Genomic DNA, 26,099 nt, shown 5'->3' on the forward strand with positions numbered 1-26,099 from the left:
TCACCGAACACTCTCTCCACGGCATCAACACCTCCCGGCAAAAACCGAAAAGTGTTACCTATGTGTCCGGTCCAAATCGTCACCTATGTCTCGGGCCGCTCACTGCTGCCATTGCCCGCCGGTGCGCAGGAAAGCTCGGCCGCGAGCTCCGGCAGCAACGGCAATTCGACGACCACCGGCTGGCTGCGCACCTTGCTTTTGTCTGTCTCGTGTCTGTCTTGCACGGCTTGATCCGGATCCACTTCTCCACGGGTCGGACTGCCCAGTCGGCAAAAGGGCGGCTGCGGCGTGACAATAGGACAGGAGAAGAGGCCGATCTCGTCCGCGTTCTACGCAGATGGTGAACGTGTGCCATAGACCAAGCGAGTGACGTTCGTTCAACCCACCGGCTGGACCGAGCGGGCCGTCGCCTGAGTAGCACTCACCGTGTCCGTCGTAACCGAGGACTTTTGTCGGATAGCGCACTGGCTTCATGCGGTCTTGACGTCGAAAATCGGCCTTCACATATTTCCCGCAGGTCGCTGCCGATTGCTGGGGCGACCATCCTCAACCACCTGAAATCGTTCAAAGATTGGAGGTTTCGATGAGCGAGAGAACATTTGAGAGTCCCGTGTTCGTGAGAGCCGCGGAAGGTCTCATTCAAGAGATCGCCTGTCTTGAGGATGCTTTCGATTTTCTCGACGAATGGCCGAAGCATCGGCGAGGCGTGATCTACGAAACGGCAACGCGCGCGTGTCACCGCGCCTACGACGGTCTCATACCGTTAAAAGTCGCGCGGGATGCGTTCGCCGGCTTTGCCCGCTCCGTGAAGATCCTCGAGGACGTCGCAACGGCGATGCCTTGGGTGGCGGCCGCAAAGTCGGGCGAGACGGGCGGCGTTGCCGCCTGACCGTTTCGGAGGGAGGAAATCATGCTTTCTCAGCCCTTCGAAAAGCCCGTTCGCGTCTGGGTCGGACTCGGGTTCCCGAGGCAGCTGAATTCGGTCGTGGATGCCTACCAGTTCGTCACCGACTGGTGCGGGAACAGCCCTGAACAAAGGGCTGCGATCCGCGCCTGTAAAGCCGCTTTGGCCGGCGAGATCGACGCGGAGACGGCGCGCGGCGTTCTCGTGCAGTTCGCCAGGAAGAAAGACATCCTGGTCGAAGACGGAATGATGCCGCCGGTCACCACTACCGGGCAGGTTCTGCAAGCTTGATCCGCGGGCGGTTTCAGAGGCGGTGGCCATCGGGCCGCCGCCCAAAAGGTGCGCCGTGCGAAAACGCGCGCGTCGATGCGCCGGCAGAGTTTGCTGGCGGTTTCTATGTGCACCGCACTCCACTGGGTTGGGCGGTGAGCAAGGTTAAGGTCACAAGCTGTCAGACGTTGCGCCTGTTTCGCTGACTAGATGGGGTAACGGACCGCCAAAAAGCCGCGAGCGGAGCGCGCCACCCAAGCGCCGTAGCAAAGTGAGCCGCCCGCTTAGCGGCCCATTACCCGCCTAGGTAAGACGTGGCGCCGCGAGCGCCGATGGAGTAATCTTGCCCCATCAGTTCTCGGGAGTAAGAGCCATGAACGCAGTTCCTCGATGGCGGCTCGCAGGCGACTGGTTCGACATCTGCAGCTGCGACATCCCTTGTCCTTGCGAATTTGCACAGCGGCCGACCGGCAATCACTGCCAGGGCGTGCTCGCCTGGCACGTGCGTGAGGGCCAATACGGCGACGTGAAGCTCGACGGCCTGACGCTGGTGGCGCTCGGAGAGTTCGAAGGCAATCTCTGGGCCGGCGAGGCAAAGGCCGTCATGGGCATGTACCTTGATGAGAAGGCCAACGAGAAGCAGCGCGAGGCGCTGCAGACCATCTTCGGCGGGCAGGCCGGCGGCTGGCCGGCGGGCTTTGCCGCCAACATTGGCGAACTGCGCGGCATGGAGTTTGTGCCGATCGCCTTCGAGGTGGCGGGCGACCTCGCCACCTGGCGGGTCGAGATCCCTGGCCGCGTCGTCGGGCGTGCGGAAGCGCTTTCGGGGCCGACTACCCCACCCGGCAAACGCGTGCAGACGATCAACCCACCGGGCTCCGAGGTCGGTCCCGGCCAGGTTGCCACCTGGGGCCGTTCCGTCGAGGTCAGCACCAAGGGCTTCGGCCTCGACTGGACGGGCACTGCCCGCTCGAGCAAGCACATACCGTTCGAGTGGACCGGCCCGAGCTAAGGCGGTGGCAGACCCACGCGCCATCGGCCGGTTCTCCTTGCCGCCGCTTGTCACAAGGCTGGGCGGCGTGCCACTCGGCCTGCTTGCTTCCATCGCGCTGCTGACGGCGGCAGCCTGGGCGGTGACGCTCTACCAAACCCTCAGCATGAACATGCCGATGGGCATTGCCGTGCGCGGCCGGATGGGAGGCGTGGAGGGTATGGCCGGCATGGCGATGGGCGGCATCGCCGCCGAGCCTTGGTCGATCGGCAACGCCGCCGTGTTTCTCGCGGTATGGACCGTGATGATGGCGGCGATGATGCTGCCTGCTGCTGCGCCGATGATCTTCATGTTCGCGTCGGCACAGTCAAGGCGCGAACGCCGCGTTGCAGTTCCGACCTGGATCTTCGTCGCCGGCTATATCCTCGTCTGGGCTGGAGCCGGCTTTCTAGTGTATGCGCTGGTCCAGCTCGGCAGCGATATCGCGATGAGCTTCGATCCGCCTCAGCGTTCGCGTTGGGCGCCGCTCGCGCTCGGCGCCACGCTCGCAGCGGCTGGGCTCTACCAGTTCACGGCGGCCAAGCACATCTGCCTCGGGCACTGCCGCTCGCCACTGGCCTTCATTGCCGAGCACTGGCGCGACGGGCGGATCGGCGCCCTTCGCATGGGGCTGCGGCACGGCCTGTACTGCCTCGGCTGCTGCTGGGCGCTGTTTGCCGTTCTGGTCGCGGCCGGTGTCATGAGCCTCGCCTGGATGCTGCTTTTGACGCTGGTCGTCTTCGTCGAGAAGCTGTTGCCGCGCGGCCGCCGCTTCGAGGCGACGGTGGGGATCGCGTTGCTCGCACTCGGCATCGCGGTGGCGAGCGGCGCGGTGGCGATGCCATGGATGGCAGGGTAGCGCCGACGGCGGCTCGGCCCGACATTAACGGCGTCGGCAAGGAAGCGGGCCGAAGGGAAAATCGTCTCTCCGTCGCGGGCGACCACCTCGAAGGGTCCGCCATGGATGTGCATGGGGTGGATGAAGCCGTTGTTGGTGCCGATGAAACGCACTTTCAGGGTCTCGCCGACCTTCACGCGGATCGTCTCTGGCGCGAGCCGCTGGAGTGGAGCTTTCTCGCCATCGGCACTTCGGCAAGTCCAGCCCGATAAGTCCTCCTGGCGACCGCTATCAGGCGCCACGTCTGCCGCCGCCAAGGCCAATCCCGTTTTACGAATCGGAGCCTGATATATCCCAGGCGCCGACACCGTTTCCCGCCATTCCCTGGAACAGATCATCCGCTTGCGCCGGTGAAAGGTTCGTGTCGGTGGCGACCCACCAGGTGAGGACCGCAAGAAATGCGCCGGCGATGAACTGGACGGCGAATTCGACGGGCACTCCACCTCCACCGACCCGCTTTCCGACAAGTTCTGCTCGGACGGCGCGCCGGATACGCTCGCGCAATTCGTCATGGATCGTGTCGCCGCTGCTCGCAAGCAGCGCGTGGTGAAGCGACCGGAACGCAAGTGCGTGTTCGAACATGGGAAGGCTAAACGCAAACAGGCGAGCACCAATCTCCTGACTTGCCGACGTGCGCCCACGGCTTAGCGACCCCAGATGCGCCTCGATGGTCGCGCTGCGTAGAGCATCCTTGTCTGCGTAGTGGGTATAGAAGGTAGACCTGCCGACATTTGCTCTCTGACAAATGTCGTCGACCGTTTTGGCCGCATATGCGTGCTCCGGGATCAGGGCAATAAGCGCATCCTGCAGCAGCGCGCGCGTCCGCGCGACGCGGCGATCGATGGTGTTTGAGTCGCTCGTTCGGTCGATTTTTATGGTCATCGCCACGTTCGGCGCCTGCTTCTGGACATTCAAAGCTCTGGTGTCCGGAATCTCATGCTGGACATTGTGTCCAGTATGATACGCCAAGTCCAGAAGCTCAAATCGTATATTGGACAGGCCGCAACGGAAGGTCGCCGACATGCACTTATCTGGTCACCGCGCCGGCAACGGACGGCATTCGCGCAAGGGCGTGATCGCGATGGCCCTGCTTGCCAAACTGTCGCTCGTCGCCGGCTTCCTCTTTCTGGGCAATTTTGGCATGGGCTACATCGGCGCCGGCGCCTGGGTGGCAGCGTTCCACGGCCTTATCCTAGCGGCAATCGCGATCGTATTGCTCTGGGGCTTCCTTTCTCGCATAGGCCTCGGCGGAAAAGGCACGCACGGCGCGAGCGACAGGGGGATCGGCATCGTCCTGCACCGGGCGGCGGGCTATGACTGGCTTGCGCGCGTTCTGACCCTCGGCCGCGAGGGGCGGTTTCGCGAGCACATGCTTCGCTTGGCGAAGCTCCGGCCCGGCGAAGCGGTGCTTGATGTCGCCTGCGGGACGGGAACCCTTGCGATTGCCGCGAAGCGGCTAGTGGGTTCTGATGGAGGCGTCACGGGCGTCGATGCTTCGGCTGAAATGATCGAGAGGGCGCGCGCCAAGGCCAAAAGGTCTGGCCTCGATCTGACCTTCGTCAACGGGACGGCGCAGAAGCTTCCCTTCAAGGACGCGCAGTTCGACATTGTGATCGGTACGCTGATGCTGCATCATCTGTCGAAGCCCGTTCGATCGGCCTTCGTCCGCGAGGCAGCACGCGTCTTGAAGCCCACTGGCCGGCTGTTGCTTATCGATTTCGGCAGGCCGGTACGCAAGTCCAGATTGCCGAGACTTCATCGACATGGTCACGTGGACATGAATGGGATCGCCTCGTTGTTGACCGAGAGCGGATTCAAGGTCGGCGACATCGGCGCCGTCGGAACCAAGAACCTGAACTATGTTCGCGCGACGACGGACAAGGTCCGATCAGCGTGACCGAGGCATGCGACAGCCGCCAGACTTAAGCGTCGCCCCGAAAAGTCACGCGACATGGAGCCCGAGCCTCGAAGGGTAGCAGTCTGGCGGGTCGTGCGAACTGAGCGCCAGCCTTGCCGACTCGTGGCAGGGTCGTCGACGTGGGGCGTGACGGCAAGCCCCTGATCCGCATCGTTGCTGATCTCGGCCGAAGCCCGCCTCGGCGGCCAACGCCTCGGCGCTTCAATCGGTCAGTGTTGTAGATATTTGACGAGCGCCGCAATCGCGAGCACGAGGGCGACCAACACCAGGATCCAGATGAGGCCCATCCCGCCCATCAACCACATGCCCCCTGACCCATCCATCATGGAAATGATCCTCTGGCGCGAAGGCTGAGTTCGCCGCCCACGATTGGCGAGTGCAAGCTAAGTTAAGTCGCCGGCAACCTCCGTCAAGACAACGGTGATTCCGGTTACAGAACGGGGAAAGATGCATACTCCGGCAATTCTACATTCCCCCGCCGCAGCCGTCGGACAGGTCCCATACGTTCACAATTTGCCTGCCGTCAAAGCCGTGTTCGTGGATCAGGTATTTCGCCAGTCCGCCATACACTCTCCAGCGCCAGCACGGGCAGCAGCAGGGGCCCTTCTCCTCGGAATTGGCCATCGCGTAATCGTATGCCTTCTGCTCGTCCCCGGTGAGCTTCAGATCGTAGTAAGGCAGCATCTGCTGCGCGGTCGCCGCCGGTATGTCGTACGGGTCGCTGGGGATCATCGGGATGGCGCGATATTGGGTAAGCCCATTTACCTGCTCGCGATAGCGTTTCAATTCCATCGGGCTGCAGCACGAGCCCTTGATGCGCGCCATCGCGGGCATGGTCGCGATCGACTCGGTAAACTTGGCCGAGCAGGTGCTGTTGCCGCTCTCGCTAAGATCTTTGAACCGTTTGGTCAATTCGGGATCGTCGGCAGCGATTGCCAAATCCGGTGCGAGAAAGCCTGCAGCCGCGGCGGCGCCGAAGACGCCGAGAATGACGGTGCGTCGGTTTGGGGTCCTTGTCATTTGCCGCTCCTCGCCTGCTCGATGAGCTTCTTCAGCGTCGCAAGATCGGTGGCGCCGGGAAAAATCTGGTCGCCGGCGATAAATCCCGGCGTTCCCGTTATTCTCAGCGCCTGGGCCAGTTCCATGTTGCGGTCGATCAGCGCCTGGATGTCCGGCTGCCGCATATCGCCCTTCATGCGCTCGACGTCCAGCCCGGCCTCGGCGGCGATCTTGAGGACGGCCGCCTCGGTCACCCTTGTCTTGGACCCATAGAGCGCCTTGTGAAACGCTGTGTATTTGCCCTGCTTGTCGGCGGCGAGCGCCGCCTTGGCCGCGAACACCGAATCTGGGCCGAGGATGGGGAATTCCTTGTAGACGATCCTGAGTTGCGGATCGTCGGCCGCAGCCTGTTCCATGACCGGCGCCATCTGCCTGCAATAGGGGCAATTATAGTCGAAGAACTCGACCAGGGTAACGTTGCCCTCGGCGTTGCCGCCGACTGGACTTTGCTTGTCACGGAAGATGTCGTCCGCGCGCGCCTTGAGCACCTGCCTGGCCTGGGCTGCATCTGCTTCACGCTGGCGCTGGTCCAGGCTTTTCAGCGCCTGCACGAGAACCTCCGGATGCGCCAGGATATAGTCGTGTATCCGCTGGTCGAACTGATCCTGGGACATTTCGCCTGCAGCATTCGCCTGTATGGCTTGAAAGCCCGGATCGAGCAGGAACCATCCTGTCAGGCCGGCAAAGAGCAGGGCGCGGGCGATGCCGCTGCAATACCTGGCTGCATCTCTTGGCTTGGTGAACATGCGCGTCTCCCTTTCTTGTCGTCGAGAATGTCGGTGCCTCTCCGTCAAAAGAGGCTCTTCAATTTTGCCAGCCAGCCTTCGTCCCGTTCGTGGTGCGTGCGCTCGACATTGTTAGTGAGCGCGTTGACGAAGGTGACGAGATTGACGGGCGCGAAGTTCAGGCCGTGGAAATTCGCCCGCCAGCGGCCCTCCTTGTCGATCACATGCGTGACGATCCCGTGCATCTGGTAGCCATCATTGGTCAGGCTGAATTTGTGACCGAAGGCTTCCGCCAGATTGCGGGTCATATCCTCCGGCTGGCCCGGGGCAGTGGCCAGGAACAGCCAGTTGACAGGGTCGAGCCCATGCGCCGGTCCATAGGCATTGAGCACATCGGCTTGTCCTTTGTGGGGTCGGTGGTGATCGTCACGAAGGTGACCTGATCCTTCATCGGCGTGCTATTCACCATCTTCTGGATCTCGGCGATCTTCTCGGCATGCAGCGGGCAGACGTCCGGGCACGATGTGTAGATGAAATGGAGGACGACGACCTTGCCGATGAGGTCGGCCGGCCGCACGATGCGACCGTCGGCGGTGCGCAGCGTGAAATCGGGCGTTGGCCTGTCGATCTGCTGGAAATATTTCTCGTCGTTCTGCAGCATGGCGTCGACTTCGTCCATTGAATGCGCCCGCGCTCCATGCGTGAAGCCGGCGATCAGCGCGGTGAAGACGATCAGGGCGCACAACAGACGCATCCATTCGTTCCAAGCGGATGAAACGTCCCGAACCGTCGGCTCGTCCCGGTTTCTGGCAAGCATCAGCCTTTTCCTTTCGGGCTAGCGGCAATACGGCTGCGGATGAAATCGACCATGTCGGGAGAATCCCATTCAGCCGGCCCGATCAGCCGGCCAATCTCCTTGCCGTCGCGGTTGATAAGCACGGTCATCGGCAGGCCCACCGCGCCGAGCGTGAACATGACTTTGGCCGAGGTATCGATGTTCAGCGCAAGGTGTGTCACGCCGGTCTCGGCGAAGAATTTCTTCACGGCGTCGGGACCCTTCCGGTCCATCGACAGCGCGACGACCTCGAAATCCGGTCCGCCGAGCTTGGCCTGCAGCCGATCAAGCGTAGGCATTTCCTTGCGGCAGGGCGCGCACCATGTCGCCCAGATGTTGAGCAGAACCACCTTACCGGAGAAATCGGCGAGCGTTTTCGGCTTGCCGGTGCCGTCCTCGAAGCTGATTTCCGGCACGGCGGCGGGCGTATCGAGCAGTGTGAAGTTCTCAGATGCCCCCGCTGCCACGGAGGGCGGCGGAAACGCCAGCAGCGAGCAGACAAGGAAGATAGCCCATTTGCACTTGATCACGGTGCGCTCACTCGGTCGCATAGACGGTCGGCGCCTTGCCGTCCTTGGTGAAGGCGTAGATCGTCCAGGTCTCGGACTTCTCGCCGCCCATGCCGGGCGCGCCTGCCGGCATGCCGGCCAGCGTGATGCCGCTGATAGCTGGCCGCTCGGTCAACAGCTTCTTGACGATTTCGACTGGCACAAGGCCGTCGACGACATAGCCGTCGACCATCAGTGTATGGCAGCCCTCAAGGTCCGCCGGCACGCCGGCATCGCTGCTGATTTGAGAGAGATTGTTGACCGGCTTGATATCGACCTTGAAGCCATTGTGCTCAAGGTAGTTGGCGTAGGATTCACAGCAGCTGCATTGCGGGTTCTTGTACATGACGGCGTTGATAGTCGCGGCGAAGGCGGGCAGCGGCGTTGCGATCAGCAGGGACAGTGCGGCAAGGCGGTAGGTCAGTTTCATTGCAGTTCTCCTTGGTTGGATAAAACTTTCAGGTCACGTGGAACACTGTCATCAGGCCGGCCATCTGGTGATCGGCGACATGGCAGTGCAGCATCCAGTCACCGGGATTGTCGGCAACGAAGGCGCATTCGATCGTGTCCTTGGGGGCGAGCAGCACCGTGTCCTGCCATTGCCGGTGCGGTACCGGCAAGCCGTTGCGCGAAAGCACCGACAGGCTGAAGCCGTGAACGTGCATGGGGTGCCACCAGGCGGTTTCGTTGCGCACAGTGAGGTGGCAAGTCACGCCGCGTTTGAGCGTAAACTGCGGCGCCATGCCGGCATCGCCATCGCCGGTCATCGACATGCCGTTGATTGCCCAGGCGGCGGCGCCGTTCATGCCGGGCATCGCCATGCCCATCATACCGCCGACGCCGGCCAGCTTGCCGCCGCCCATCATGCCGCCTTGCAGGACGATCTCATGCCGTTCGGCCTTGGCCAGATCGGGGGCCGGCAGCGGATTGGCGGGCAGGCGACGCGGCGCATCGAGAAGATGGTGGCGCAGCGGCGGCGCCTTGTCATAGGCAAGCGTTGTCAGCGTGTAGACGAGGCCGTCATAGAAGTCGTCGACCACGGCGTGCCTGCTGCCGGGACCGCCCTGCATGTCGAGCATAATGTCGATGCGCATGGCCGGTGCCAGCACCAGGCGGCCGTCTTCCGGTTCATGCGGGTCGCAGGGCTGGCCGTCGACCGCGACGATCACCGGACGGTGACCCTCGAAGCGCAGCGCCACCATGCGGGCAAGGCAGGCATTGGCGAGCCGCAGTCTGACGCGCTCACCTGCCGTCACGCTCAGGTCGGCCGGCGCCGCGCCGTTGATGGTGACGGCATTGCCGACGCGGCCCGACATCGACGCATCCATCATGCTGCCGAAGCCGCCGGCGATCTGGCCGTCACTGGTGAGCCGCCAGTCCTGCAGCAGCCAGAGGAGATCGCGGTCGGCGGCGACGGGCTCACGTTCCTCAACGATCAGCGGGCCGGCGAGTCCACGGCCGATCTGTACCAGGCTGTCGGCATGCGAATGGTACCAGAAGGTGCCGGCATCTGGCGGCGTGAACTCATAGACGAAGTTCTCGCCCGGTCCGATCGGCCTCTGGGTCAGGCCCGGCACGCCGTCCATGGCGTTCGGCAAACGGATGCCATGCCAATGGACGGTCGTGTCTTCGTCTAGTCCGTTCTCGACAGTGATGCGGACCGGCTGGCCCTGCCGCAGGCGCAATGTTGGGCCGGGGGTGGTGCCGCTATAGGTCCAGACTGCGGTAGACGGACCGTCGGCGCCATCGAGCAGCGCCTGGCCCGGGCCGACCTTGATCCGGCGCTCGTCCTCGGTCGAGGCGCGTGCAGGACGCAGCGAGCAGGACACGGCAGCGCCCGCCGCCGCCGCAAAAAACCCGCGGCGCGATATCGAATGACTGAAATCGTATTTCACCCTGCTAGCCCTTTGCGATCTCGATCGATGGCGAGCCACTCGGCATCGAACTGGAATGCTGTATGCGCCCGCGCGCGCAACGATGCGCAACACAGGCGATCAGGCGCCGGGAATCAGCCGCGTCACGGCTGAAACGGCGTCAAGCGCTGAGTCGGGGAGGGTATGGGTCGGGTAGGGAACTTCGTCCCTGCAGGAACGGGGCAGCTTGCGTCGATGGCTGCTGCACGTGGAGAACTGCCGTCACCGCGAGGTCTTGCGGCAGCACCGCCAGCACCGGTGCGATGCAGGTCGGCGGACAATGCATCGCGTTGCCACTGTCGCCGATGTCTTTGAGGCACGCCCTGCAGTCGCCGTTCATGGAAGCACCGGCCAAAGTGCCTGTGCTGGCACCGGTGGACATCGCCATAGCGTCCGCCATCTTGGCCGACATGACGCTGGCCTGAGCGGCAGACAGGCTGAACCCGGCGGTCAGGAAGACCGCTATTAGCATGACGAGGAGATGCTTTGGCGACAGCCGGGCCATCATCCGCCTAGGCTGGCCGCAAAATGCAGCTTTTGCAAGTCCCCGATGCTGCGACATCAAGACTTACGCGATAAGCTCCGGATTGGCTTCGGTGAATTCAGCGTGCGGAACGAATGATGGCTAGTTCCTTCATCGCGAAGGGCCCGGTCGATCAGCACGAAATAGGGCGGTGGTCCAAGCACCGTGATCTGGCCGGCCGAGGTGATGCTGATCAGCAGGCGGCACCCCGACGCGAAAAGCTGCTCGGCGACCGGCACGGCGAAGGAGGAGCCGACCGCACAGCCAAATGATGCCAAGCGTCTGGCCATCCAGTTCGAACTCGTGAAGGACGGTATGATAGCAGGCCCAGCCCGACGATGGGCGGGCGCGGCCTTCTTTGCGCAACCGGCGCACTATGTCGCCGTCCGGATCAAGGACACACACAGAAGGCATGCGTTCCGGCGACAGGCCTTTTTGCCGCCGCGCCTCGCGAAGCATGTTTCAACCTGAAACACGGACTCGGCCGAATAGTCCTTCAGCTCAAGCAGCGGTGATCGCGGAACTGGTGGCGTCATGTTGTTCGATCGAAAACTTTTGGCTGCGGGACCACTCAGGCCGCTGCCTCAATTGGAAGGCCTGCGGCCTTCCAATCGGGATACCCGTCCTCGAGCCGGTGAGCGACATACCCTCGCGCCCGCAGTGCCGCGACAGCCTCGAACGAGAGAACGCAATAACGGCCGCGGCAATAGGCAATGACCTCGCGGTTCGCGGGAAGTTCCGCCAGCCGGTTTTCAAGTTCAGCGAACGGGATGTTGAGCGCCCCCGGTAGATGTCCGAGCGCGAATTCGTCCTCCGACCGGACATCGAGAACCGTGACAAGGCCATCACGCAACCTTGAGACAAGCTCTTCACGCGACACAGCCTCCAAGGCGTCGCGAGCCTGGAAATAGTCGGTCATGACGCGGTTGACCTCGGCGACGTTCCGCTCGCCCACGCGCCCCAGATCCTTCATTAATTCAACCACCAGAACATCTCCTGAAAGGCGATAGAGCATATGCTTGCCATGCCGCTCGGCCTCGACAAGTCGCGCGCGTCGAAGGATTTGAAGGTGGCGCGAGGCGTTGGCAAAGTTGAGGCCGGCCCGAGCCGCAAGTCCTTCGACGCTGCGTTCACCCTGTGCGAGGTGCTCCAGCAATTCCAGCCGGTGCGCATGCCCGAGCGCCTGAGCCACCTCGGCAAGGCTGGCGAAAATCGCCTGTTTTGGTCCAATGCTTGACACGACTGTTCCTCGGTGAAACATTCAGCAGAATAGTTGAATATTATCGCAGGCGAGGTAGGGAGCGCAAGCCATGATCCTCCGTCAATTCCTCCATTCCGATCCCGTCGCCGCATCCTACCTGTTCGGATGTGGTGGAAAATCGGCCGCTGCGGTGGTCGATCCGGTCGGTGACATTGCGCCTTACCTTAGGGTCGCCGAGGCGACGGGCATGCGCATCCTCTATGTGGTCGACACGCACATCCATGCCGACCACATTTCCGTCGGGCGGGCGCTCGCTGCAGCGTCCGGCGCGGAATACCTGCTCTTCGAAGGCGCGGAGGCCGGATTCCCGTTTCTGCGCGCCAAGGACGGTGACGTGCTCGAGCTCGGCAATATGACGATGGCCGTCATGCACACGCCCGGGCATACGCCGGAGCACATTTCGCTTTTGGTCACCGATCGGACACGCGCGAGCGAGCCGTGGTTCGCGCTGACAGGCCACACGCTGATGGTTGGCGATCTCGGGCGAACCGAACTGGCAACCGACGCCGAGGCCGGGGCGCGGACGCTGTTTTCCAGCGTGCGCCGTTTCAAGCAACTGCCGGATCACGTCGAGGTGCTGCCCGGCGCATATTCCGGCTCGGTCTGCGGGCGCTCGCTCAGCGGCAAGCCGACATCGACGATTGGCTTCGAGAAGCGCTTCAACAAAGCATTCCGCATTGAGGACGAGGGCACCTTCGTCGCCACGATGGTCGCCGACACACCACCCCCGCCGCCGGATGCGGCGCGCAACCGAGCCACCAATGCCGGGTTGGTCGCCGCGGCCTGACCGATGGGCGTTTCGCGGTCAGCAGGCTCGACTGTCAGACTTGGGCTTAGGGAAAACTGGCGGCAGTTTGCTCTCCTGATGCTGGTGAATGCTTTTGTCGGCGGCATGGTCGGGATCGAGCGAACGGTCGTGCCGCTCATCGGATCGGAAGAGTTCGGCATCACGTCAACGACACTTGTCGTCTCCTTCATCGTGAGCTTCGGCGTGGTCAAGGCGCTTGCCAATCTCGTCTCCGGCCAACTCGCCGATAGCTGGGGACGCAAGCGCGTTCTCGTCCTCGGCTGGCTTGTCGGCTTGCCGGTTCCGTTCATGATCATCTGGGCTCCGAGCTGGGGATGGGTGATTGCGGCCAATGCACTGCTCGGCATCAATCAGGGACTGGCCTGGTCGATGACTGTGGTCATGAAGGTCGATCTCGTCGGTCCGAAATCACGTGGCCTTGCAGTCGGCCTCAATGAATTTGCCGGCTATCTCGCCGTCGGCGTAACGGCATTCCTCACGGGCTATCTCGCTTCGCGATGCGGCCTGCGCCCGGTGCCCATCTATCTCGGGATCGGCTACGCCATCGTCGGCACCGTATTGTCGGTGCTGCTAATCCGTGACACGCGCGACCACCTCCGGTTGGAAACATCCGCTCACGCAATGCAATCCGTGCCGATCAGTTTCCGGGAGGTGTTTGCGCTGACCTCGTTCCGGAATCGCAATCTGTTCGCGGCTTCGCAAGCCGGCCTCGTCAACAACCTCAACGACGGCATGAGCTGGGGTATTTTCCCATTGTTCTTCGTGTCCTTCGGACTTGGCATCGAGCGCATCGGCATCCTGAAGGCGGTCTATCCTGCAACATGGGGAATCCTGCAGGTCGTCACCGGCCCCTTGAGCGATCGCTGGGGCCGCAAGGGCCTGATCGTCGCCGGGATGTGGACCCAGGCCGGCGGTCTGTTTCTTACCGCCGCCACGGGCCGGTTCGAATGGTGGCTCATCGGCAGTCTTCTGCTCGGCCTTGGAACGGCAATGGTCTATCCAAGTCTGATCGCTGCCGTTTCCGACGCCTCGCATCCCAGCTGGCGCGCCCGCTCGCTCAGCGTCTATCGGTTCTGGCGCGATCTCGGCTACGCGATCGGCGCGCTCTCAGCAGGTCTCATCGCCGATCGCTTCGGGCTCTCGTGGGCGATAACATCGATTGCCGCATTGACGTTTGTCTCTGGCGCAATTGTTGCCATCGCGATGCAGGAGGCCGCCAAAGGTTCGCGCCAACCTTCCCGCAGATAGTCGACCGGGGGTCGGCCTGATATCCGATGGCACTCACGGACTCGCTCACACTCATCCTACGGTACATTGGTGTTGCGCAACTGGCCATCATTGCCGGCCTGGCCGTTCGTGATCTGCGCTTCAGTCTCGTCGGCTATCTCGTTGCGGTGTTCTGCTTTGGGGTCGCCTCCAGCACCAGATTGCGAGCCTGCCGGCTCGGCAATCCTTAGCGTGTAGTATTCGATCGGAACGCCTCTCGTACCGACGCGCATCAGCTTGTTCCTCGCTAAAGGAACGCATTCAGGCAGTATGCTCGCATGGGTTGGATAAATCCATATGATGTCGACGCGAGCCAATGCGCCTGTGGGCTCACGTTGGGTTGACGGATGGGCAGGTGCCAAGTCGGACCAGCGCCTACTGTATATGCAGAAGCTTAGACAGCCACCTGGGTTACGATCTCGACCACACGTCCGGTCGGAATCTTGCAATATTCAGTCGCATCAGCCGCCGTGCGCGCCAGCCCGGTGAACAGCTTGTCCTGCCAGACTGGCATGCCGGAATTGGGCGATGTCTTGAGCGAGCGCCGCGACAGGAAGAAGGATCTCGTGATGTCGAACTTCCAGCCTCCTTGCGGCAGATCGCCAGCGCGCGGGGGATGTTGGGCTGCCCCATATAGCCGAAGGTCAGCGTCCCGAAAAACCTTGGTCAAGCAACGGGGTAGAGCCCTCCAATTTCTGGAGCAGGGAACTTGCTTCTTCACGGGAAACACCGGAGGAATGATGATCAACTGAGAATTGATTCGGAGCTTGTGCATGCGCGGGGTGCAAGCGGCTTTGGCTGCGCTGATTCTGACCGGTTCCTTCACTTCCGCCCTCGCCGACAACAGTTCTTCCTTCATCTATTTTGCAACCGAAGATCCTTTCGCTGCCGGTCAACCGACGAAGAACGACGTCTATGTTTTTGGGGGCGTCTTTGTGACCGGGTCCTTCGGGGATACTATCAACGTCTTCGGGGCCGACTATACGAACAATTACATGATTGGAGCTGCTTACGGCCGTGATTTCGCCGATGTTGGCGCCGGTTTTGTCCTTGGCGGTGTGACTGGGGCTGCCATAAGGTTTGGCGAGGACGACGATACATCCGGAGAGCTTTGGGCCGGGATGCGGCTTCGCCACCAGGGCCTTGTCATCGGCGATCTGGCGATTGCGCCAGCGCTGACGGCCGGTGTCAGTGCCGTTACAGGCGTCACCGAGATCGAGCACGCCCGCGAAATCCATTACGATGGCGATGCATCCTTCCTTGGTTTTATCGGCGCGGAGCTTTCTTTCAGACTAAGGCAAGCTCCCAACGTCGAGCTTGTCTATCAACTCCATCACAGATCCGGCGCCGGAGGCACGTTTGGAAACATGGGAGAGGGTTCCAACGCGAATACTGTCGGAGTGCGTTATCGCTTTTAGCTCACGCCTGAATGCTTCGAGTCGGGGCTGACATTCTGTGAGGGTGCGCTGGTTGCCGGCCGCACGCCACGAGAGCGGCCGAGTAGGCGCGCTGGATGGCTTGAGAGCGCGGGCGCAATCCACCATTCTTCACGGGATCCTTGATGGGCCGTACCAAGCGACACTATCGTTCGAAAGGTTCTCCCAGCGAAGCCACGCCGTTGAGCTTGAGCAGACGGCGGTTCGAAGAGATGATGCCGAGCACGATCACGGTCACGAGATAAGGCAAGCTCGATAGAAGTTGCGAGGAAACGTCCAGCCCTGTCGCCTGGGCCGCGAGGCTTGCGAGGGACACGGCGCCGAAGAGGCACGCACCGAGGAAGATACGGCTGGCAAGCCCAGTGCCGAAGACGACGAGCGCAATCGCAATCCAGCCGCGCCCTGCGATCATGCCATCGGCCCAGAGCGGAGTGTAGACCACGGATGCGTAGGCACCGGCGAAACCTGCCAACGCGCCGCCGAAGGCGACCGCGGCGAAGCGCACGGCGATCACCGGATAGCCGAGCGCACGGGCCGCCTTGGGGTTCTCGCCGACGGCGCGGACGACGAGGCCTGTTTTGGTGTAGGCGAACATCGCCCAGATGGTGACGGTCGCGGCAAGCGAAAGCCACACGACAACGTCTTGGGCGAACAAGCCGCCGATCACCGGGATATCCGAAAGCCCGGGCAATGAAAGCTTCGGAAGCCCCTTAACCGTGAGGCTCTCATAGCTCTTGCCGAACAGCGCCGAGAGGCCTTGGCCGAGGATGCCTATGGCAAGGCCTACCGCAACCTGGTTTGCGCGAAATCCCAGCGCGATGACGGCAAAGACCAGGGAAAGAGCCGCGCTGGCGAGGCCCGCGGCGAGGAAACCGAGGAGATGCCCGCCGCCTTGATAGACGATAATGAAGGCGATGACGGCGCCGAGGGCCATCAGTCCCTCCACCCCGAGATTGAGGACGCCGGCCCGCTCGGCCACCAGTTCGCCGAGCGCCGCCAGGAGAAACGGCGTAGCCGCCGCCAACATCCCGGCGATGATGAACTCGACGGCGTTCATGACGTGCTTCCGTGGGCGGCATGGCGCCATTCGAGCCGGTAGCGGACGAAGGCGATGGCGACGAGATATGCGAGCAGCAGGCTGCCCTGGAAAACCCTGACCGCAGCGACCGGCAGATTTGCCGAGACCATGGCGTTATCGCCGCCGATATAGAGGGCCGCCATGAGCAACGCGGAAAAGGTGATGCCGACCGGGTGAAGGCCACCGAGATAGGCCACGATGATGGCGGCATAGCCGTAGCCGGTCGAGATGGAGCGCTGCAGCTGGCCGAGCGGCCCGGCCACCTCGGCCGCTCCGGCGAGGCCTGCCGCGAAACCGCCGATGAGCAGGGAAAGCCAGATCGCCCGTCCTTCGTTGAAGCCGGCGTATCCGGCCGCGCGCGGCGCGAGGCCGCCGACCTGCAGCTTGAAGCCGGCGAAACTCCTCTGCATGAAGATCCAGGCCGCAAGGGAGAGCGCGCAGGCGATAAGCAGCGAGACGTTGACGCGGGTGCCGGGGATCAGGATCGGCACCATCGCGTCGGACTGGAACATCACCGATTGCGGGAAGTTGAACCCGTTTGGGTCCTTCCAGGGGCCGAGAAGCAGGTAGTTGAGCAGTTGCGCGGCAACGAGCGCCAGCATGAGCGATACGAGAATCTCGTTTGCATTGAGCTTCACGCGCCAGAAGGCGGTGAGCGACGCCCACAGAGCGCCGCCCAGCGCACCGATGACAAGCATGGAGGGCCAGATCCATTGGCCCGTTGCCTCTGGGAACCAGATGGGAATGGCCGATGCGAAGATCGCGCCGAGGATGAACTGGCCCTCGGCGCCGATGTTGAAGACCTTTGCGCGAAAGCCGATCGCAAGCCCCTGCGCGATCAGCAGTAGCGGCGCGGTCTTAAGCAGGACTTCCGAGAAAGAGGCCCAGGACAGGAAGGGCTCCAGAAGCATCGCGTGGAAAACGGCTACCGGATCGCGGCCCATAAGGAGGTAGATCCCGAGATTGAGAAGCGTCGCCAAGGCGAGCGCGACGGGCGGGGCGATCAGTTTGACGGGAAGCGAGGCATGCTCCCGGCGAACGAGAACAGGCAGGAGCGGCGCGGACAGAGCGCTCATGCAGGGACCTTTTTGGCCGTCGAATGCGCGCCGATCATGTAGCGGCCGATCTCCTCGGGTCTCGTGTCGCGCGTCACCAGCGGCGGGCTCAGCCGGCCTTGATGGATCACCTGGATCGAATCGCAGAGTTCGAACAGTTCCTCCAGTTCCTCCGAGATGACGAGGATACCCATGCCTTCGTTGCGCAGGGCAACGAGGCGCCGGCGGATGGCGGACGCGGCGCCGATGTCGACGCCCCAGGTGGGTTGCGCCACGAACAGCAATTGCGGGGACAGCATGATCTCTCGACCGACGATGAACTTTTGCAGATTGCCGCCCGAAAGCGAGCCGGCCTCCGCTTCCGAACCGGGCGTGCGCACGTCGTATTGCCGGATGCAGTCCTCGGTGAAAGCCTTCACCTGGTTCGTGTCGACGAGGCCGCGTTTCAACAGGCCGAACGGATGGGCGGTCAGAAGGCTGTTGAGGACGAGCGACATTTCCGGCACCGCGCCGCGGCCGAGCCGTTCCTCGGGAACGAAGGCGAAGCCCAGTCGGCGGCGGGCGGCCGCGTCGAGCGCGCCGACATCCTTTCCCATCATGTAGATACGGTCGGACTGTTCGCGCGGCAGCACCGTTTCGCCTGAAATCAACGCTGCCAGTTCACTTTGCCCGTTGCCCGATATGCCCGCGATCCCGAGGATCTCGCCGGCCCGGATCGTCAGGCTGACGTCGGAAAGCGGCACGGCGAAGGGATCGTCCGGCCGCCGATGGTCGAGGCCGACGATTTCGAGGCGCTTTTCACCGCCGGAATGCGCAAGCGCCGGCATGGGCTGCGGCATGTCGCGGCCGATCATCATCCGGGCGAGGTCGTGCGCGTCGTGGTCGCGCGGGTCCACGCGGCCGGTGATGCGCCCACCGCGCAGGATGGTCGCGCGGTCGCAGACCGCGCGGATCTCCTCCAGCTTGTGCGAGATGAACAGGATGGACACGCCGCGGTCGCGCAGCCGCCGCAATGTCTCGAATAGCTTGTCCACCGATTGCGGGGGCAGGACGGAGGTCGGCTCATCGAGGATCAGGAGTTGGGGTTCGGTCATCAGGCAGCGGATGATTTCCACCCGCTGCCGCTCTCCGACAGAGAGCGCGTGCACATGGGCGAGCGGATCGACTTCGAGTCCGAACTCGCGGCCGAGCATGCGGATGCGATCCGCAAGATCCGATTTGCCCCTGGGCACGACCAGCCGGATGTTCTCCACCACCGTCAGCGTCTCGAACAAGGAGAAATGCTGGAAGACCATGCCGATCCCCTTGCGCCTCGCATCCGCCGGGGAAGCGAGGACCAGGGGTTCCCCTTTCCAGGTCGCCATTCCGGCGTCCGGCTGCTCGACGCCATAGATCAGCTTCATCAGCGTCGACTTGCCCGCTCCGTTTTCCCCGAGGATCGCATGGATCGAGCACGGAGCCACATCCAGATCGATGTCTCTATTGGCATGGATTTGGCCGTAGCTCTTGGAGATGCCGCGCAGCGACAGGAGCGGGGTGGTCACGGTCACTTGGGCAGCGGCGTGGTGACACCCTTGACGTGCCAGTCCATTGCGACGATATCGGCATCGGTCATCGTTTTGCCGGCGGGGACTCCCTCGCTGCCGTCGGCCTTGGCGACCGGACCGGCAAAGGGCGAGAAGCTGCCGCCGGCGATCTTGGCTCCAACCTCTTTGATCCTGTTCATCGTGTCGGCCGGGATACCCGGGTTCCAGTCAACGACCTCTACAACCTTGTCGCCGACACCCAGGAAAGCGTTGGCGCCCTTGAACTTGCCGGCGAGGTGGGCGTCGACCGAGGCTTTGAAGAAGGGTGACCAATCCGTCGCCACGCAGCCGAGATAGGTTTTAGGCGCGTATTTCTTCATCGACGAATTGAGGTTGAAGGCAGGGACGCCGGCCTCCTCGCAGGCCGACACGACGGAGGGCGTGTCCTGCGCGTTGGAGAAGATTACGTCGCATTTCTGCGCCAGCAGCGCCTTGGCGGCTTCCTGCTCCTTGGCCGGATCGAACCAGGAGTTCACCCATACGACCGAAACCTCGACATCGGGTTTCACTGCTTGCGCGCCCAGCGTGAAGGCATTGATGGAGGTGATCAGTTCGGGAATGGCGAAGGCGGAGACCGAGCCGAGCTTGCCGGTCTTTGACAGCGCGGCGGCCGCCATGCCCATCAGGTAGGTACCTTGGAAATATTGGGCCGCGAAGGGCGAGAAGTTCGGCGCTACCTGGAAACCGGAAGCATGCAGCACGGTGACGTCGGGGTTACGGCGCGCGATCTGCAGGGCACCGTTCTGGTAGCCGAAGGAGCCGGCGATCAGGAACTTGTTCCCGTCGGCGACCACCTTGTTCATGATGCGGTCGGCATCCGGTCCTTCCTGTATATTCTCGATGATGGTGACCTTCACCTTGTCGCCGTAGGCTGCCTTCACCGGCTCGAGCCCGTCGGCGAGCGCACGGCCCCAGCCGACATCGCCGACCGGCGACGGGACCACGAGCACGATGCCCAGAGGTTCGTCGGCAGCAAGCGCGCGGCCACCCACCGCTGCGACGAGTCCGGAGGCGGCCGCGCCCTTCATCAATGTTCTGCGGGTAAGATTTGTCAGCATGTAGGTTCCCCTTGTTTTCGGTTTCTAGAATTCCACGGTCGCGAGCGCCGCCTCGGCTTCAGCGAACAGCTGCGCCTCGTCGAGCCCCGGGAACTCGCCCTTGGCCCAGACGATGCGGCCGTTGATCATGGTCATGTCGGTCGGCATCCCGATGCCCACCTTGGCAAGCAGGCTCAGCGGATCGTGCCGCGTGCCGACATAGTCCATGCGCCGCGTGTCGATGGCGAAAAGGTCGGCAGCCATGCCAGGCGTCAGCCTGCCGATGTCGCCGCGCCCGAGCAGCGCCGCGCCCCCGGTCGTCGCATAACCGAGAAAATCGGCCGGCGGCGGAACGGGATGGTCGCGTGTCGATGCCGACAGACATTGCAGCATGTAGGCGGAATGGATGCAGTGCATCAGGTTGGAATTGTCGTTCGAGGCTGCACCGTCGCAACCTAGTCCTATGCTGAGGCCGAAGGCCGACATCGCCGGGATATCGGTGATTTCGGCGCCGACGAGATAGACCGGCTCAGGGCAATGCGAAACGCCGGTGCCGCTTGAGGCCATCTTGCGCAGCTCGTCGTGGGTTAGCTCCCAGCAATGGGCATAGAAGGCATCCGGCCCGCAGAAGCCGATCTCCGCGCAGTAATCCACCGTCCGCATGCCGTGACGGTCCTCGATGACCGGGCTTTCGCCCTCGCCGACATGGGTATGCATACGCACCCCGCGATCACGCGCTAGCGCCACCGATTCCACGAAGGTCTCGCGATAGCAGTTGACTGGCTGGCAGGGCGCGACGGCCACCTGGCGCATGCTGAAAGGACCGGCATCATGATAGGCGTCGATCAGCCGGGCGCAATCGGCGATGAACTCGTCCGTCGTCTCCAGCATGGCATCGGGGATGGTCGAGCCTTTCGATTTCGGTAGCGTGTTGCCGCCGCGTCCGGCATGGAAGCCCATACCGAGGAGTTCGGCTGCTTCGAACTGCCGGTCGACCAGCCGCTTGCCGGCCTTCCACGGAAAGCAATACTGATGGTCGAATGCGGTCGTGCAACCGTGCTTTATCAGCTCGGCCATCGCCGTGACCGAAGCGTGGTAGAAGCATTCCTCGGTCAGCCGCGAGAAAATGGGATAGATGCGGTCGAGCCATTCGATGACCGACAACTTCGTCCAGTCCAGATCGGCGCGGTTGCGCACGAAGCATTGAAAGAAGTGATGATGGGTGTTGACGAGGCCGGGATAGACGAACCAGCCGGCGGCGTCCTGCGTGACGGTCCCGACGGGCAACTCTCCCTTGTCGAGGCCTTCGCCGATGGCCCGTATCGCCGGGCCGTCGGTCAAGACATCGACATTGCGCCGGATGTCCGGACCGTTGCCCTCGTCCACGATGACCGCTGCGCAGTTCTTCAGCAAGTGGCCCGCCAAGTCACGCCTCGCCGGCTTCGAGGACGGGCTCGGGCTTCAGTTCGTGCAGCCGGTGGATACCGGGCATCTCGATGAAGCCCTCGAGACTGCGGATCGCCCGCGACCAGAGCCGGATCGCGGGATAGGGGTCGAGCGAAACGCCGCCGTCCGGCGCCAGCGCCACATAAGGAAAGCAGGCGACGTCCGCGATCGTCGGCCTGTCCGACGCGAGGAAGCGCTGGCCGCGGATATGCTGTTCGACGAGGCCGGCTTCCAGCTCCCGCAGGGCCGCTATCCCCTGCCCATGCAGGGTGGCGATATCGCCCGGACGCAGCAGCATCTCGTGCAAGCGCGCCGCCCCCAGGCTGCCGGTCAGCCGATGCGAGAAGGAAAGCCATTGCTGGACGCGTGCCGCCTGCAGAGCAGTATCGTTGCCCAGCCATTGCGGTGCGGCCTTCGCGGCAAGATAGACCAGCATGGCCGAGGATTCGGTCAGGACGAGGTCGCCATCCTCCAGGATCGGGATCGAACCCGCCGGATTGAGCGCCATGAGTTCGGGACCGCGATGCTCGGCGCCGGGATGGAAATCGACGGGGCGGATGTCAAGCTTCACCCCGGTCAGCGCCGCCATCAGGCGCGCCTTGTAGCAACTCGGGGACAGCACGTAGTCGTAGAGCTTCATTGCGCCACCAGTTGCGCGCCGTAGGTGTAGCCGTGGCGTTTCAGCCAGCGCCGGTAGGCAACCGATGTCAGGTCCGCCCTTGTGGGGATCTCCATGCCCGGATCGAGCGGCAGCAGCCTCGGGATCTGGTTTTCGAGAATCGACCGGTCCTGAAGGAAGATCGTCTGCTGGAAATGGATCAGGTCTGCCATCGATGTTTCGTCGTCGAACAACGCCATCCACGGCCAGACGTCGCACAGGTCTTCGGCAAGCGGCTGCACGAAAAGCGTGATGACGTCCCATTCATCCGGGCGCGGCGGGCAGGTCTTGTAGAGGATCGAGCAGGTCGGCGCAGGCACGCGATACATGTATTCGGTGGTTATGCCGCCTTCCGCCGACTTGGCGGCCTGCGGCTGGTAGAACTTCACCTGGGTCGCCCAAACCTCGTCTTCGTCCTCCCGTATCTCGACCTTGTAGTTCGGGACTTCCGTGTGCGGTTCGGCCCCTAATATGTCCGTATGCACGAAGGGGAAATGCGCAATGTCCAGGAAGTTCTCCACCGCGCGCAGCGGCGAGCAGCGCACGCGCACAACCCCGACATCGACGAGCCGGCGGCCGGGCTGATCAGCCTCGGGGATGGCAAAGAGCGCCTTTTGCGGGTCGCCGAGCGACGACCAGACATGGCCGTAGCGGATGCAGACCGGCAGGGCACGCCCGTTGCTGCCCGTAACCTTCGCGTTTCCGTCTGCGCCGAGCCTCACCCCGATCGGCTCGCCCATGAGCGCCGTCTGGCGCTCATGCGTGTCAAGCCGGCCGGCAAGGCCGACCGGATACCATTCGTCGATCATCGCGTTGCGGGTCATTGGGCGACGCCACCGCGCAGAATATCCTCGGCCGTCCGCCGTAGCGTCTCGGCTGCCCTCGACGCAGCGATACGCTTGGCCGGACCAGTGCCTTCGTCGACCAGAACATGCATCAGCGTCCGCGCTTTCCCCTGGGGGGTCAGCAGTAGCCGTAGGGTCTGGGCATTTTGCGCGTAGTCGAGCAGGCCTCCGTCGGCCTTCGTACCGGCGGCCGCCTCCAGCGCGGCAATGCCCGCCTCTACTATCATGGAGCGAAGAGGGGCTAGGCCGTCGAACCGCGGCGGCCGAGCGGTGGGTTCGCCTACGGAAATCCATATGATTCCGCCGCTGTCCTCGACGGGCTGTGTTGCGACACCAATCGTTTCCGGCGGCGTCAGGCCCGGATGGGCCGGAATGCGCAAGCAGTTTCCGGCCTGGGCATAGCTCCAACCGTGATAAATGCAGGACAGGGCCTCGCCGCGCACGAAACCACGGGAAAGGCGCATGCCGCGATGAGGGCATCTGTCCGCAAAGGCCGCCGCGCGGCCGGACCGGCTTCGCCAAAGGGCAATCGGTCCGACCGGGGTTTGCGCCGGCATTACGGTTCCCGCTGGCAAGTCCGCGGAGAGGGCAACTGGCATCCATGAACCGGACGGATAGGGCAGCATGCATCAACCTTCGAACGACATCGACCCATCTTCCCAAATGCAGATTCGCGGTCAAGACATGACGATCAGTCCGATCACGTTTGCACAATATTTTCGCACTGGCAACAATGCCCAAAAAAGAGGCAGAGACCCGGTCCCAACCTAGCCTGATTCGTTTTCTATCGGCGTCCGACGAATGGCCTCGACCCAGACATCGATTGGTCCAAGAGAGCACCCCATCTCCATCATATCGACCAGTTCCGCAGGACCGGCAACGTCGAGTTCGATCCGGTCGGCACCGGCAACGAATATTGCCGGCGCGAGGCCGAGCTTGGCGGCATGACGCTCGATCCATGGAAGAAAGGATGCCGCTTTGACATCGCCGAGGATTGTCATGCGCTCGCGCGTAAAACGTCGATCTTGCTCGTTCATGAAGGACCTTAGCAACGAAATTGATATACAGATACGTCGTATCCAATCACGTGGCTAAGGGCGTGAAAAGGCGGGCGGATCTTTCGCCGACAAGAACGCTCGTCATCCTCGCCGACCGGTCAAGACCGGTCGCTGCCGTCCCGATGCTCCTTGGTAAGCGACAGACCTTTGACGGCCATGTCCGGTAGCCCGTCATCGAGGGATCGGTTCGGAACTGCGTCGCAAGATCGGTCATCCGGCTCCAGGACTTTCCTAAAAGCGTATTTTCGGGAAACCAAGCCAGACGGCACCTGCGGAATAGTGGCGCCGGGGTCGCGGAACCATACGGAACGATGCGGGAAGATTTCTGATTTATACGAAAGGAGTACAATTCATTGAGGTTGGCCAGGAACCACCGACGGCTGGCGGTTGGCCAACTCCTGAAGGGCTCACGCAAAGGGCTGTATCGACGGCCACAGCGTTGGTTGTTCAAAGCGCTGCAGCCGGGATTGCTCGGCGCCGGAGATGGCGCGCAGCTCTTCGTGGATGATGCGAAGCAGGCATTTGGTGTGGCCAATTTCAAAGCGTCCGGTGGGGGCGGAACGATGCGAGACAATACGGGAAACTCTCTGATTTAGGCCCACGAAAAAGCCAATAAAATCAATAGTTCGAGGACGTTCTCCAACGGTGCGCGACAGTGACCGTCCTACCAATGATGAATGGTGCCTTTAGATTGTTCATGCAGTCTCGACGAGGTTCGGAACCAGCGATCGGCAGCCTTGGCCGGACTAGCCCGATCCGCAAAGCACCGCTTCAGTCATCGCCGAGATAAATGCGTCAGATATTTTCCGGCGTGACTATTTCAAAAGGTATTGACCGCTGAAGGGTTGCCAACGGTGTCTGTGGCCCAATCACGTCGATCATTGTCTGCACTAGAAGGGCCGAGGTCGCCTCGAGTGGATGACAAAGAGCTGCAGTGACTAATCCCTCAGACAAGCCTTTTCGCGTCTCGGGCCCTATGTCACGGCAAACCAGCTTGATCCCCGCGCGCCTTTCGGCAGAGACCTCCCTCAGCGCACGGAGCACTCCGGTTATCCCACCACCCACGATCAGAATTCCCACAAGATCATCAGTCGTCTTTAGGAGCTCAGCCAGCATACGGTAAGCCTCGCTCGATTCCTCATGAGTAGGTCGACTCTCCTCCACTGTGAGTCGCGGCGCGTGTTCGCGCAAATAGGAACGGAAGCTAGCATCTGAGACGTCTTGGCATTGATACCGGTGATTGCCTATGAAAACCGCAATGCGACCGGGACCTTGGGTGGTTTGCGCAATCAAGAATGCCGCCGTACGCCCGAGCTTCCAGTTGTCCGTTCCCACGTAGGCCGCTCTTTCCGGCGCGGATTGGTCGGTAATGTAAGCAACAACGGGCTTCCCAATTTCCTTCAGTGAACGGATGGCCTGTCCTATGATAGGGTGATCTGGTGCGATCACCGCGACTGCGTCGCAGGTGTTGCCGAGCGCGATAAGGCGGCTAGAGATAGTCTCCGGCGTCAGTAGATCCACAAACTCGACGATGGCCTCGACCACCTCATCGCGACGATCGCGACAGGCTGCGATGATTTTCTTCCCGAACAGTTGGTAGAGTTCACGGGTCGATTGCTGCAACAGGAAACCCAATCGATGATGCGGCGATATTTTCTTGGCCCGGTCGTCGATCGCTCCGATCCCATAGAAGCCGATTTCTTCGGCTGCTCTTTGTACGCGTTGAACAGTCTTTGGGCGAACCGAGACAGTGCCGCTGAGGATTCTGTTCACGGTCGCTACGGATACGCCGGCGGCTTGAGCGAGGTCGCGAATCGTAGGCCGCCTCATTAATCCTCCCAATGCTGTATCATCATGATTGACACTAAATGATACGAATGCGATCTCCATACTATTTTTGTATTCCGATGATATCAAGCCTCCGATATGAATCGCCTCCGCA

Annotated in this window: 31 protein-coding genes and 2 pseudogenes; 10 read left to right on the forward strand and 23 right to left on the reverse strand. The window is 62.4% G+C overall.

Annotation, left to right across the window (positions count from 1 at the left end; translation table 11 throughout):
* From NKJ84_RS27275 to NKJ84_RS27295, 5 genes are all read left to right on the forward strand, one after another.
* Positions 1–231: hypothetical protein (locus NKJ84_RS27275; RefSeq protein WP_352509002.1), on the forward strand; the 231-nt coding region annotated here is incomplete at its 5' end.
* 352 nt (positions 232–583) lie between these two features.
* Positions 584–889 carry a DUF982 domain-containing protein gene (locus NKJ84_RS27280; protein ID WP_352509003.1) on the forward strand — a complete coding sequence of 102 codons (306 nt, stop codon included), beginning with the start codon at positions 584–586 and terminating at the stop codon, positions 887–889.
* Positions 890–910: 21 nt separating this feature from the next.
* A complete protein-coding gene (locus NKJ84_RS27285; RefSeq protein ID WP_352479368.1) occupies positions 911–1,195 on the forward strand; it encodes a DUF982 domain-containing protein in 285 nt (94 codons plus the stop codon).
* A 352-nt stretch (positions 1,196–1,547) separates the two neighbouring features.
* The gene (locus NKJ84_RS27290) at positions 1,548–2,186 is read left to right on the forward strand and encodes a DUF1326 domain-containing protein (protein WP_352509004.1); all 639 of its coding nucleotides are present in this window, start codon (positions 1,548–1,550) and stop codon (positions 2,184–2,186) included.
* Positions 2,187–2,190: 4 nt separating this feature from the next.
* The gene (locus NKJ84_RS27295; RefSeq protein WP_352509005.1) at positions 2,191–3,063 is read left to right on the forward strand and encodes a DUF2182 domain-containing protein; all 873 of its coding nucleotides are present in this window, start codon (positions 2,191–2,193) and stop codon (positions 3,061–3,063) included.
* 5 nt (positions 3,064–3,068) lie between these two features.
* On the opposite strand, the pseudogene NKJ84_RS27300 reads toward NKJ84_RS27295, so the two are convergent.
* Both NKJ84_RS27300 and NKJ84_RS27305 read right to left on the reverse strand, forming a co-directional pair.
* A pseudogene (locus tag NKJ84_RS27300) lies at positions 3,069–3,251 on the reverse strand (multicopper oxidase domain-containing protein); the annotation flags it as partial.
* 121 nt (positions 3,252–3,372) lie between these two features.
* Entirely contained in the window at positions 3,373–4,125 is a 753-nt protein-coding gene (locus tag NKJ84_RS27305; RefSeq protein ID WP_352509006.1) for a TetR/AcrR family transcriptional regulator, read from the reverse strand.
* Here NKJ84_RS27305 and NKJ84_RS27310 point away from each other — a divergent pair.
* Positions 4,124–4,999, forward strand: coding sequence for a class I SAM-dependent methyltransferase (locus NKJ84_RS27310; protein WP_352509007.1), 876 nt, complete (start codon positions 4,124–4,126; stop codon positions 4,997–4,999). The two genes, NKJ84_RS27305 and NKJ84_RS27310, sit on opposite strands and share 2 nt — an antisense overlap.
* Positions 5,000–5,485: 486 nt before the next feature.
* On the opposite strand, the gene NKJ84_RS27315 is transcribed toward NKJ84_RS27310, so the two are convergent.
* The 8 genes from NKJ84_RS27315 to NKJ84_RS27350 form a co-directional block, all read right to left on the reverse strand.
* Positions 5,486–6,040 carry a hypothetical protein gene (locus NKJ84_RS27315; RefSeq protein ID WP_352479363.1) on the reverse strand — a complete coding sequence of 185 codons (555 nt, stop codon included), beginning with the start codon at positions 6,038–6,040 and terminating at the stop codon, positions 5,486–5,488.
* Entirely contained in the window at positions 6,037–6,825 is a 789-nt protein-coding gene (locus tag NKJ84_RS27320) for a DsbA family protein (protein WP_352509008.1), read from the reverse strand. Before NKJ84_RS27320 ends, NKJ84_RS27315 begins: the two co-directional genes overlap by 4 nt.
* A 44-nt stretch (positions 6,826–6,869) precedes the next feature.
* Positions 6,870–7,112 (reverse strand): hypothetical protein, encoded by a 243-nt coding sequence (locus NKJ84_RS27325; RefSeq protein ID WP_352509009.1) that lies wholly within the window; start codon positions 7,110–7,112, stop codon positions 6,870–6,872.
* The gene (locus NKJ84_RS27330) at positions 7,109–7,621 is read right to left on the reverse strand and encodes an SCO family protein (RefSeq protein ID WP_352509010.1); all 513 of its coding nucleotides are present in this window, start codon (positions 7,619–7,621) and stop codon (positions 7,109–7,111) included. Before NKJ84_RS27330 ends, NKJ84_RS27325 begins: the two co-directional genes overlap by 4 nt.
* Entirely contained in the window at positions 7,621–8,169 is a 549-nt protein-coding gene (locus NKJ84_RS27335) for a TlpA family protein disulfide reductase (protein WP_254819350.1), read from the reverse strand. Before NKJ84_RS27335 ends, NKJ84_RS27330 begins: the two co-directional genes overlap by 1 nt.
* Positions 8,170–8,176: 7 nt before the next feature.
* Complete coding sequence (locus NKJ84_RS27340; protein WP_352509011.1) at positions 8,177–8,617, reverse strand: DUF411 domain-containing protein; 441 nt, start codon at positions 8,615–8,617, stop codon at positions 8,177–8,179.
* Positions 8,618–8,645: 28 nt separating this feature from the next.
* Positions 8,646–10,082: a multicopper oxidase family protein gene (locus tag NKJ84_RS27345; protein WP_352509012.1), complete on the reverse strand. Its 1,437-nt coding sequence runs from the start codon at positions 10,080–10,082 to the stop codon at positions 8,646–8,648.
* Between the two features lie 139 nt (positions 10,083–10,221).
* The gene (locus NKJ84_RS27350; RefSeq protein WP_352509013.1) at positions 10,222–10,605 is read right to left on the reverse strand and encodes a hypothetical protein; all 384 of its coding nucleotides are present in this window, start codon (positions 10,603–10,605) and stop codon (positions 10,222–10,224) included.
* Positions 10,606–10,788: 183 nt separating this feature from the next.
* Here NKJ84_RS27350 and NKJ84_RS27355 point away from each other — a divergent pair, with 183 nt between their 5' ends.
* Positions 10,789–11,094, forward strand: a complete 306-nt coding sequence (locus NKJ84_RS27355; RefSeq protein WP_352509014.1) for a hypothetical protein — start codon at positions 10,789–10,791, stop codon at positions 11,092–11,094.
* Positions 11,095–11,194: 100 nt separating this feature from the next.
* On the opposite strand, the gene NKJ84_RS27360 is transcribed toward NKJ84_RS27355, so the two are convergent.
* Positions 11,195–11,863, reverse strand: a complete 669-nt coding sequence (locus NKJ84_RS27360) for an ArsR/SmtB family transcription factor (protein WP_352509015.1) — start codon at positions 11,861–11,863, stop codon at positions 11,195–11,197.
* 70 nt (positions 11,864–11,933) lie between these two features.
* On the opposite strand from NKJ84_RS27360, the gene NKJ84_RS27365 reads away from it, so the two are divergent.
* Together NKJ84_RS27365 and NKJ84_RS27370 are read left to right on the forward strand one after the other, a co-directional pair.
* The gene (locus tag NKJ84_RS27365) at positions 11,934–12,671 is read left to right on the forward strand and encodes an MBL fold metallo-hydrolase (RefSeq protein ID WP_352509016.1); all 738 of its coding nucleotides are present in this window, start codon (positions 11,934–11,936) and stop codon (positions 12,669–12,671) included.
* Positions 12,672–12,749: 78 nt separating this feature from the next.
* Complete coding sequence (locus NKJ84_RS27370) at positions 12,750–13,940, forward strand: MFS transporter (protein WP_352509017.1); 1,191 nt, start codon at positions 12,750–12,752, stop codon at positions 13,938–13,940.
* A 56-nt stretch (positions 13,941–13,996) separates the two neighbouring features.
* On the opposite strand, the gene NKJ84_RS27375 is transcribed toward NKJ84_RS27370, so the two are convergent.
* On the reverse strand, positions 13,997–14,191 hold the full coding sequence (locus NKJ84_RS27375; protein WP_254819356.1) for a hypothetical protein: 195 nt from the start codon (positions 14,189–14,191) through the stop codon (positions 13,997–13,999).
* Positions 14,192–14,352: 161 nt separating this feature from the next.
* A pseudogene (locus NKJ84_RS27380) lies at positions 14,353–14,609 on the reverse strand (KUP/HAK/KT family potassium transporter); the annotation flags it as partial.
* A 122-nt stretch (positions 14,610–14,731) separates the two neighbouring features.
* On the opposite strand from NKJ84_RS27380, the gene NKJ84_RS27385 reads away from it, so the two are divergent.
* Positions 14,732–15,376 carry a hypothetical protein gene (locus tag NKJ84_RS27385; protein WP_352509018.1) on the forward strand — a complete coding sequence of 215 codons (645 nt, stop codon included), beginning with the start codon at positions 14,732–14,734 and terminating at the stop codon, positions 15,374–15,376.
* A gap of 163 nt (positions 15,377–15,539) precedes the next feature.
* Here NKJ84_RS27385 and NKJ84_RS27390 read toward each other — a convergent pair whose 3' ends face one another.
* The 10 genes from NKJ84_RS27390 to NKJ84_RS27435 form a co-directional block, all read right to left on the reverse strand.
* Entirely contained in the window at positions 15,540–16,451 is a 912-nt protein-coding gene (locus NKJ84_RS27390; protein ID WP_352509019.1) for an ABC transporter permease, read from the reverse strand.
* The gene (locus NKJ84_RS27395; RefSeq protein ID WP_352509020.1) at positions 16,448–17,548 is read right to left on the reverse strand and encodes an ABC transporter permease; all 1,101 of its coding nucleotides are present in this window, start codon (positions 17,546–17,548) and stop codon (positions 16,448–16,450) included. The genes NKJ84_RS27390 and NKJ84_RS27395 overlap by 4 nt, the downstream gene beginning before the upstream one ends.
* The gene (locus NKJ84_RS27400; protein ID WP_352509035.1) at positions 17,545–19,071 is read right to left on the reverse strand and encodes an ABC transporter ATP-binding protein; all 1,527 of its coding nucleotides are present in this window, start codon (positions 19,069–19,071) and stop codon (positions 17,545–17,547) included. The genes NKJ84_RS27395 and NKJ84_RS27400 overlap by 4 nt, the downstream gene beginning before the upstream one ends.
* A 2-nt stretch (positions 19,072–19,073) precedes the next feature.
* The gene (locus NKJ84_RS27405) at positions 19,074–20,168 is read right to left on the reverse strand and encodes a BMP family ABC transporter substrate-binding protein (protein WP_352509036.1); all 1,095 of its coding nucleotides are present in this window, start codon (positions 20,166–20,168) and stop codon (positions 19,074–19,076) included.
* 27 nt (positions 20,169–20,195) lie between these two features.
* Positions 20,196–21,575, reverse strand: coding sequence for an amidohydrolase (locus tag NKJ84_RS27410; protein ID WP_352509021.1), 1,380 nt, complete (start codon positions 21,573–21,575; stop codon positions 20,196–20,198).
* 1 nt (position 21,576) lies between these two features.
* Positions 21,577–22,236, reverse strand: coding sequence for a glutathione S-transferase family protein (locus NKJ84_RS27415; RefSeq protein ID WP_254819361.1), 660 nt, complete (start codon positions 22,234–22,236; stop codon positions 21,577–21,579).
* Positions 22,233–23,078 carry an aromatic ring-hydroxylating dioxygenase subunit alpha gene (locus NKJ84_RS27420; protein ID WP_352479347.1) on the reverse strand — a complete coding sequence of 282 codons (846 nt, stop codon included), beginning with the start codon at positions 23,076–23,078 and terminating at the stop codon, positions 22,233–22,235. Before NKJ84_RS27420 ends, NKJ84_RS27415 begins: the two co-directional genes overlap by 4 nt.
* Entirely contained in the window at positions 23,075–23,725 is a 651-nt protein-coding gene (locus NKJ84_RS27425; RefSeq protein WP_352479346.1) for an aromatic ring-hydroxylating oxygenase subunit alpha, read from the reverse strand. Before NKJ84_RS27425 ends, NKJ84_RS27420 begins: the two co-directional genes overlap by 4 nt.
* A gap of 141 nt (positions 23,726–23,866) precedes the next feature.
* Positions 23,867–24,136 carry an acylphosphatase gene (locus tag NKJ84_RS27430; RefSeq protein WP_254819364.1) on the reverse strand — a complete coding sequence of 90 codons (270 nt, stop codon included), beginning with the start codon at positions 24,134–24,136 and terminating at the stop codon, positions 23,867–23,869.
* Between the two features lie 816 nt (positions 24,137–24,952).
* Positions 24,953–25,987, reverse strand: a complete 1,035-nt coding sequence (locus NKJ84_RS27435; RefSeq protein WP_352509037.1) for a LacI family DNA-binding transcriptional regulator — start codon at positions 25,985–25,987, stop codon at positions 24,953–24,955.
* Positions 25,988–26,099: the final 112 nt, after the last annotated feature.

The organism is Mesorhizobium sp. M0048, assembly GCF_040323405.1.
Taxonomy (GTDB): Bacteria; Pseudomonadota; Alphaproteobacteria; order Rhizobiales; family Rhizobiaceae; genus Mesorhizobium.

Bases quoted from the DNA above. Each gene is read 5' to 3' on its own strand.
- NKJ84_RS27320 (WP_352509008.1), bottom strand. From the start codon at position 6,825: ATGTTCACCAAGCCAAGAGATGCAGCCAGGTATTGCAGCGGCATCGCC.
- NKJ84_RS27420 (WP_352479347.1), bottom strand. From the start codon at position 23,078: ATGACCCGCAACGCGATGATCGACGAATGGTATCCGGTCGGCCTTGCC.
- NKJ84_RS27390 (WP_352509019.1), bottom strand. From the start codon at position 16,451: ATGAACGCCGTCGAGTTCATCATCGCCGGGATGTTGGCGGCGGCTACG.
- NKJ84_RS27330 (WP_352509010.1), bottom strand. From the start codon at position 7,621: ATGCTTGCCAGAAACCGGGACGAGCCGACGGTTCGGGACGTTTCATCC.
- NKJ84_RS27290 (WP_352509004.1), top strand. From the start codon at position 1,548: ATGAACGCAGTTCCTCGATGGCGGCTCGCAGGCGACTGGTTCGACATC.
- NKJ84_RS27350 (WP_352509013.1), bottom strand. From the start codon at position 10,605: ATGGCCCGGCTGTCGCCAAAGCATCTCCTCGTCATGCTAATAGCGGTC.
- NKJ84_RS27435 (WP_352509037.1), bottom strand. From the start codon at position 25,987: ATGAGGCGGCCTACGATTCGCGACCTCGCTCAAGCCGCCGGCGTATCC.
- NKJ84_RS27315 (WP_352479363.1), bottom strand. From the start codon at position 6,040: ATGACAAGGACCCCAAACCGACGCACCGTCATTCTCGGCGTCTTCGGC.
- NKJ84_RS27280 (WP_352509003.1), top strand. From the start codon at position 584: ATGAGCGAGAGAACATTTGAGAGTCCCGTGTTCGTGAGAGCCGCGGAA.
- NKJ84_RS27310 (WP_352509007.1), top strand. From the start codon at position 4,124: ATGCACTTATCTGGTCACCGCGCCGGCAACGGACGGCATTCGCGCAAG.
- NKJ84_RS27425 (WP_352479346.1), bottom strand. From the start codon at position 23,725: ATGCTGCCCTATCCGTCCGGTTCATGGATGCCAGTTGCCCTCTCCGCG.
- NKJ84_RS27305 (WP_352509006.1), bottom strand. From the start codon at position 4,125: ATGTCGGCGACCTTCCGTTGCGGCCTGTCCAATATACGATTTGAGCTT.
- NKJ84_RS27370 (WP_352509017.1), top strand. From the start codon at position 12,750: ATGCTGGTGAATGCTTTTGTCGGCGGCATGGTCGGGATCGAGCGAACG.
- NKJ84_RS27340 (WP_352509011.1), bottom strand. From the start codon at position 8,617: ATGAAACTGACCTACCGCCTTGCCGCACTGTCCCTGCTGATCGCAACG.
- NKJ84_RS27385 (WP_352509018.1), top strand. From the start codon at position 14,732: ATGCGCGGGGTGCAAGCGGCTTTGGCTGCGCTGATTCTGACCGGTTCC.
- NKJ84_RS27415 (WP_254819361.1), bottom strand. From the start codon at position 22,236: ATGAAGCTCTACGACTACGTGCTGTCCCCGAGTTGCTACAAGGCGCGC.
- NKJ84_RS27375 (WP_254819356.1), bottom strand. From the start codon at position 14,191: ATGCGCGTCGGTACGAGAGGCGTTCCGATCGAATACTACACGCTAAGG.
- NKJ84_RS27365 (WP_352509016.1), top strand. From the start codon at position 11,934: ATGATCCTCCGTCAATTCCTCCATTCCGATCCCGTCGCCGCATCCTAC.
- NKJ84_RS27395 (WP_352509020.1), bottom strand. From the start codon at position 17,548: ATGAGCGCTCTGTCCGCGCCGCTCCTGCCTGTTCTCGTTCGCCGGGAG.
- NKJ84_RS27325 (WP_352509009.1), bottom strand. From the start codon at position 7,112: ATGACCCGCAATCTGGCGGAAGCCTTCGGTCACAAATTCAGCCTGACC.
- NKJ84_RS27430 (WP_254819364.1), bottom strand. From the start codon at position 24,136: ATGAACGAGCAAGATCGACGTTTTACGCGCGAGCGCATGACAATCCTC.
- NKJ84_RS27285 (WP_352479368.1), top strand. From the start codon at position 911: ATGCTTTCTCAGCCCTTCGAAAAGCCCGTTCGCGTCTGGGTCGGACTC.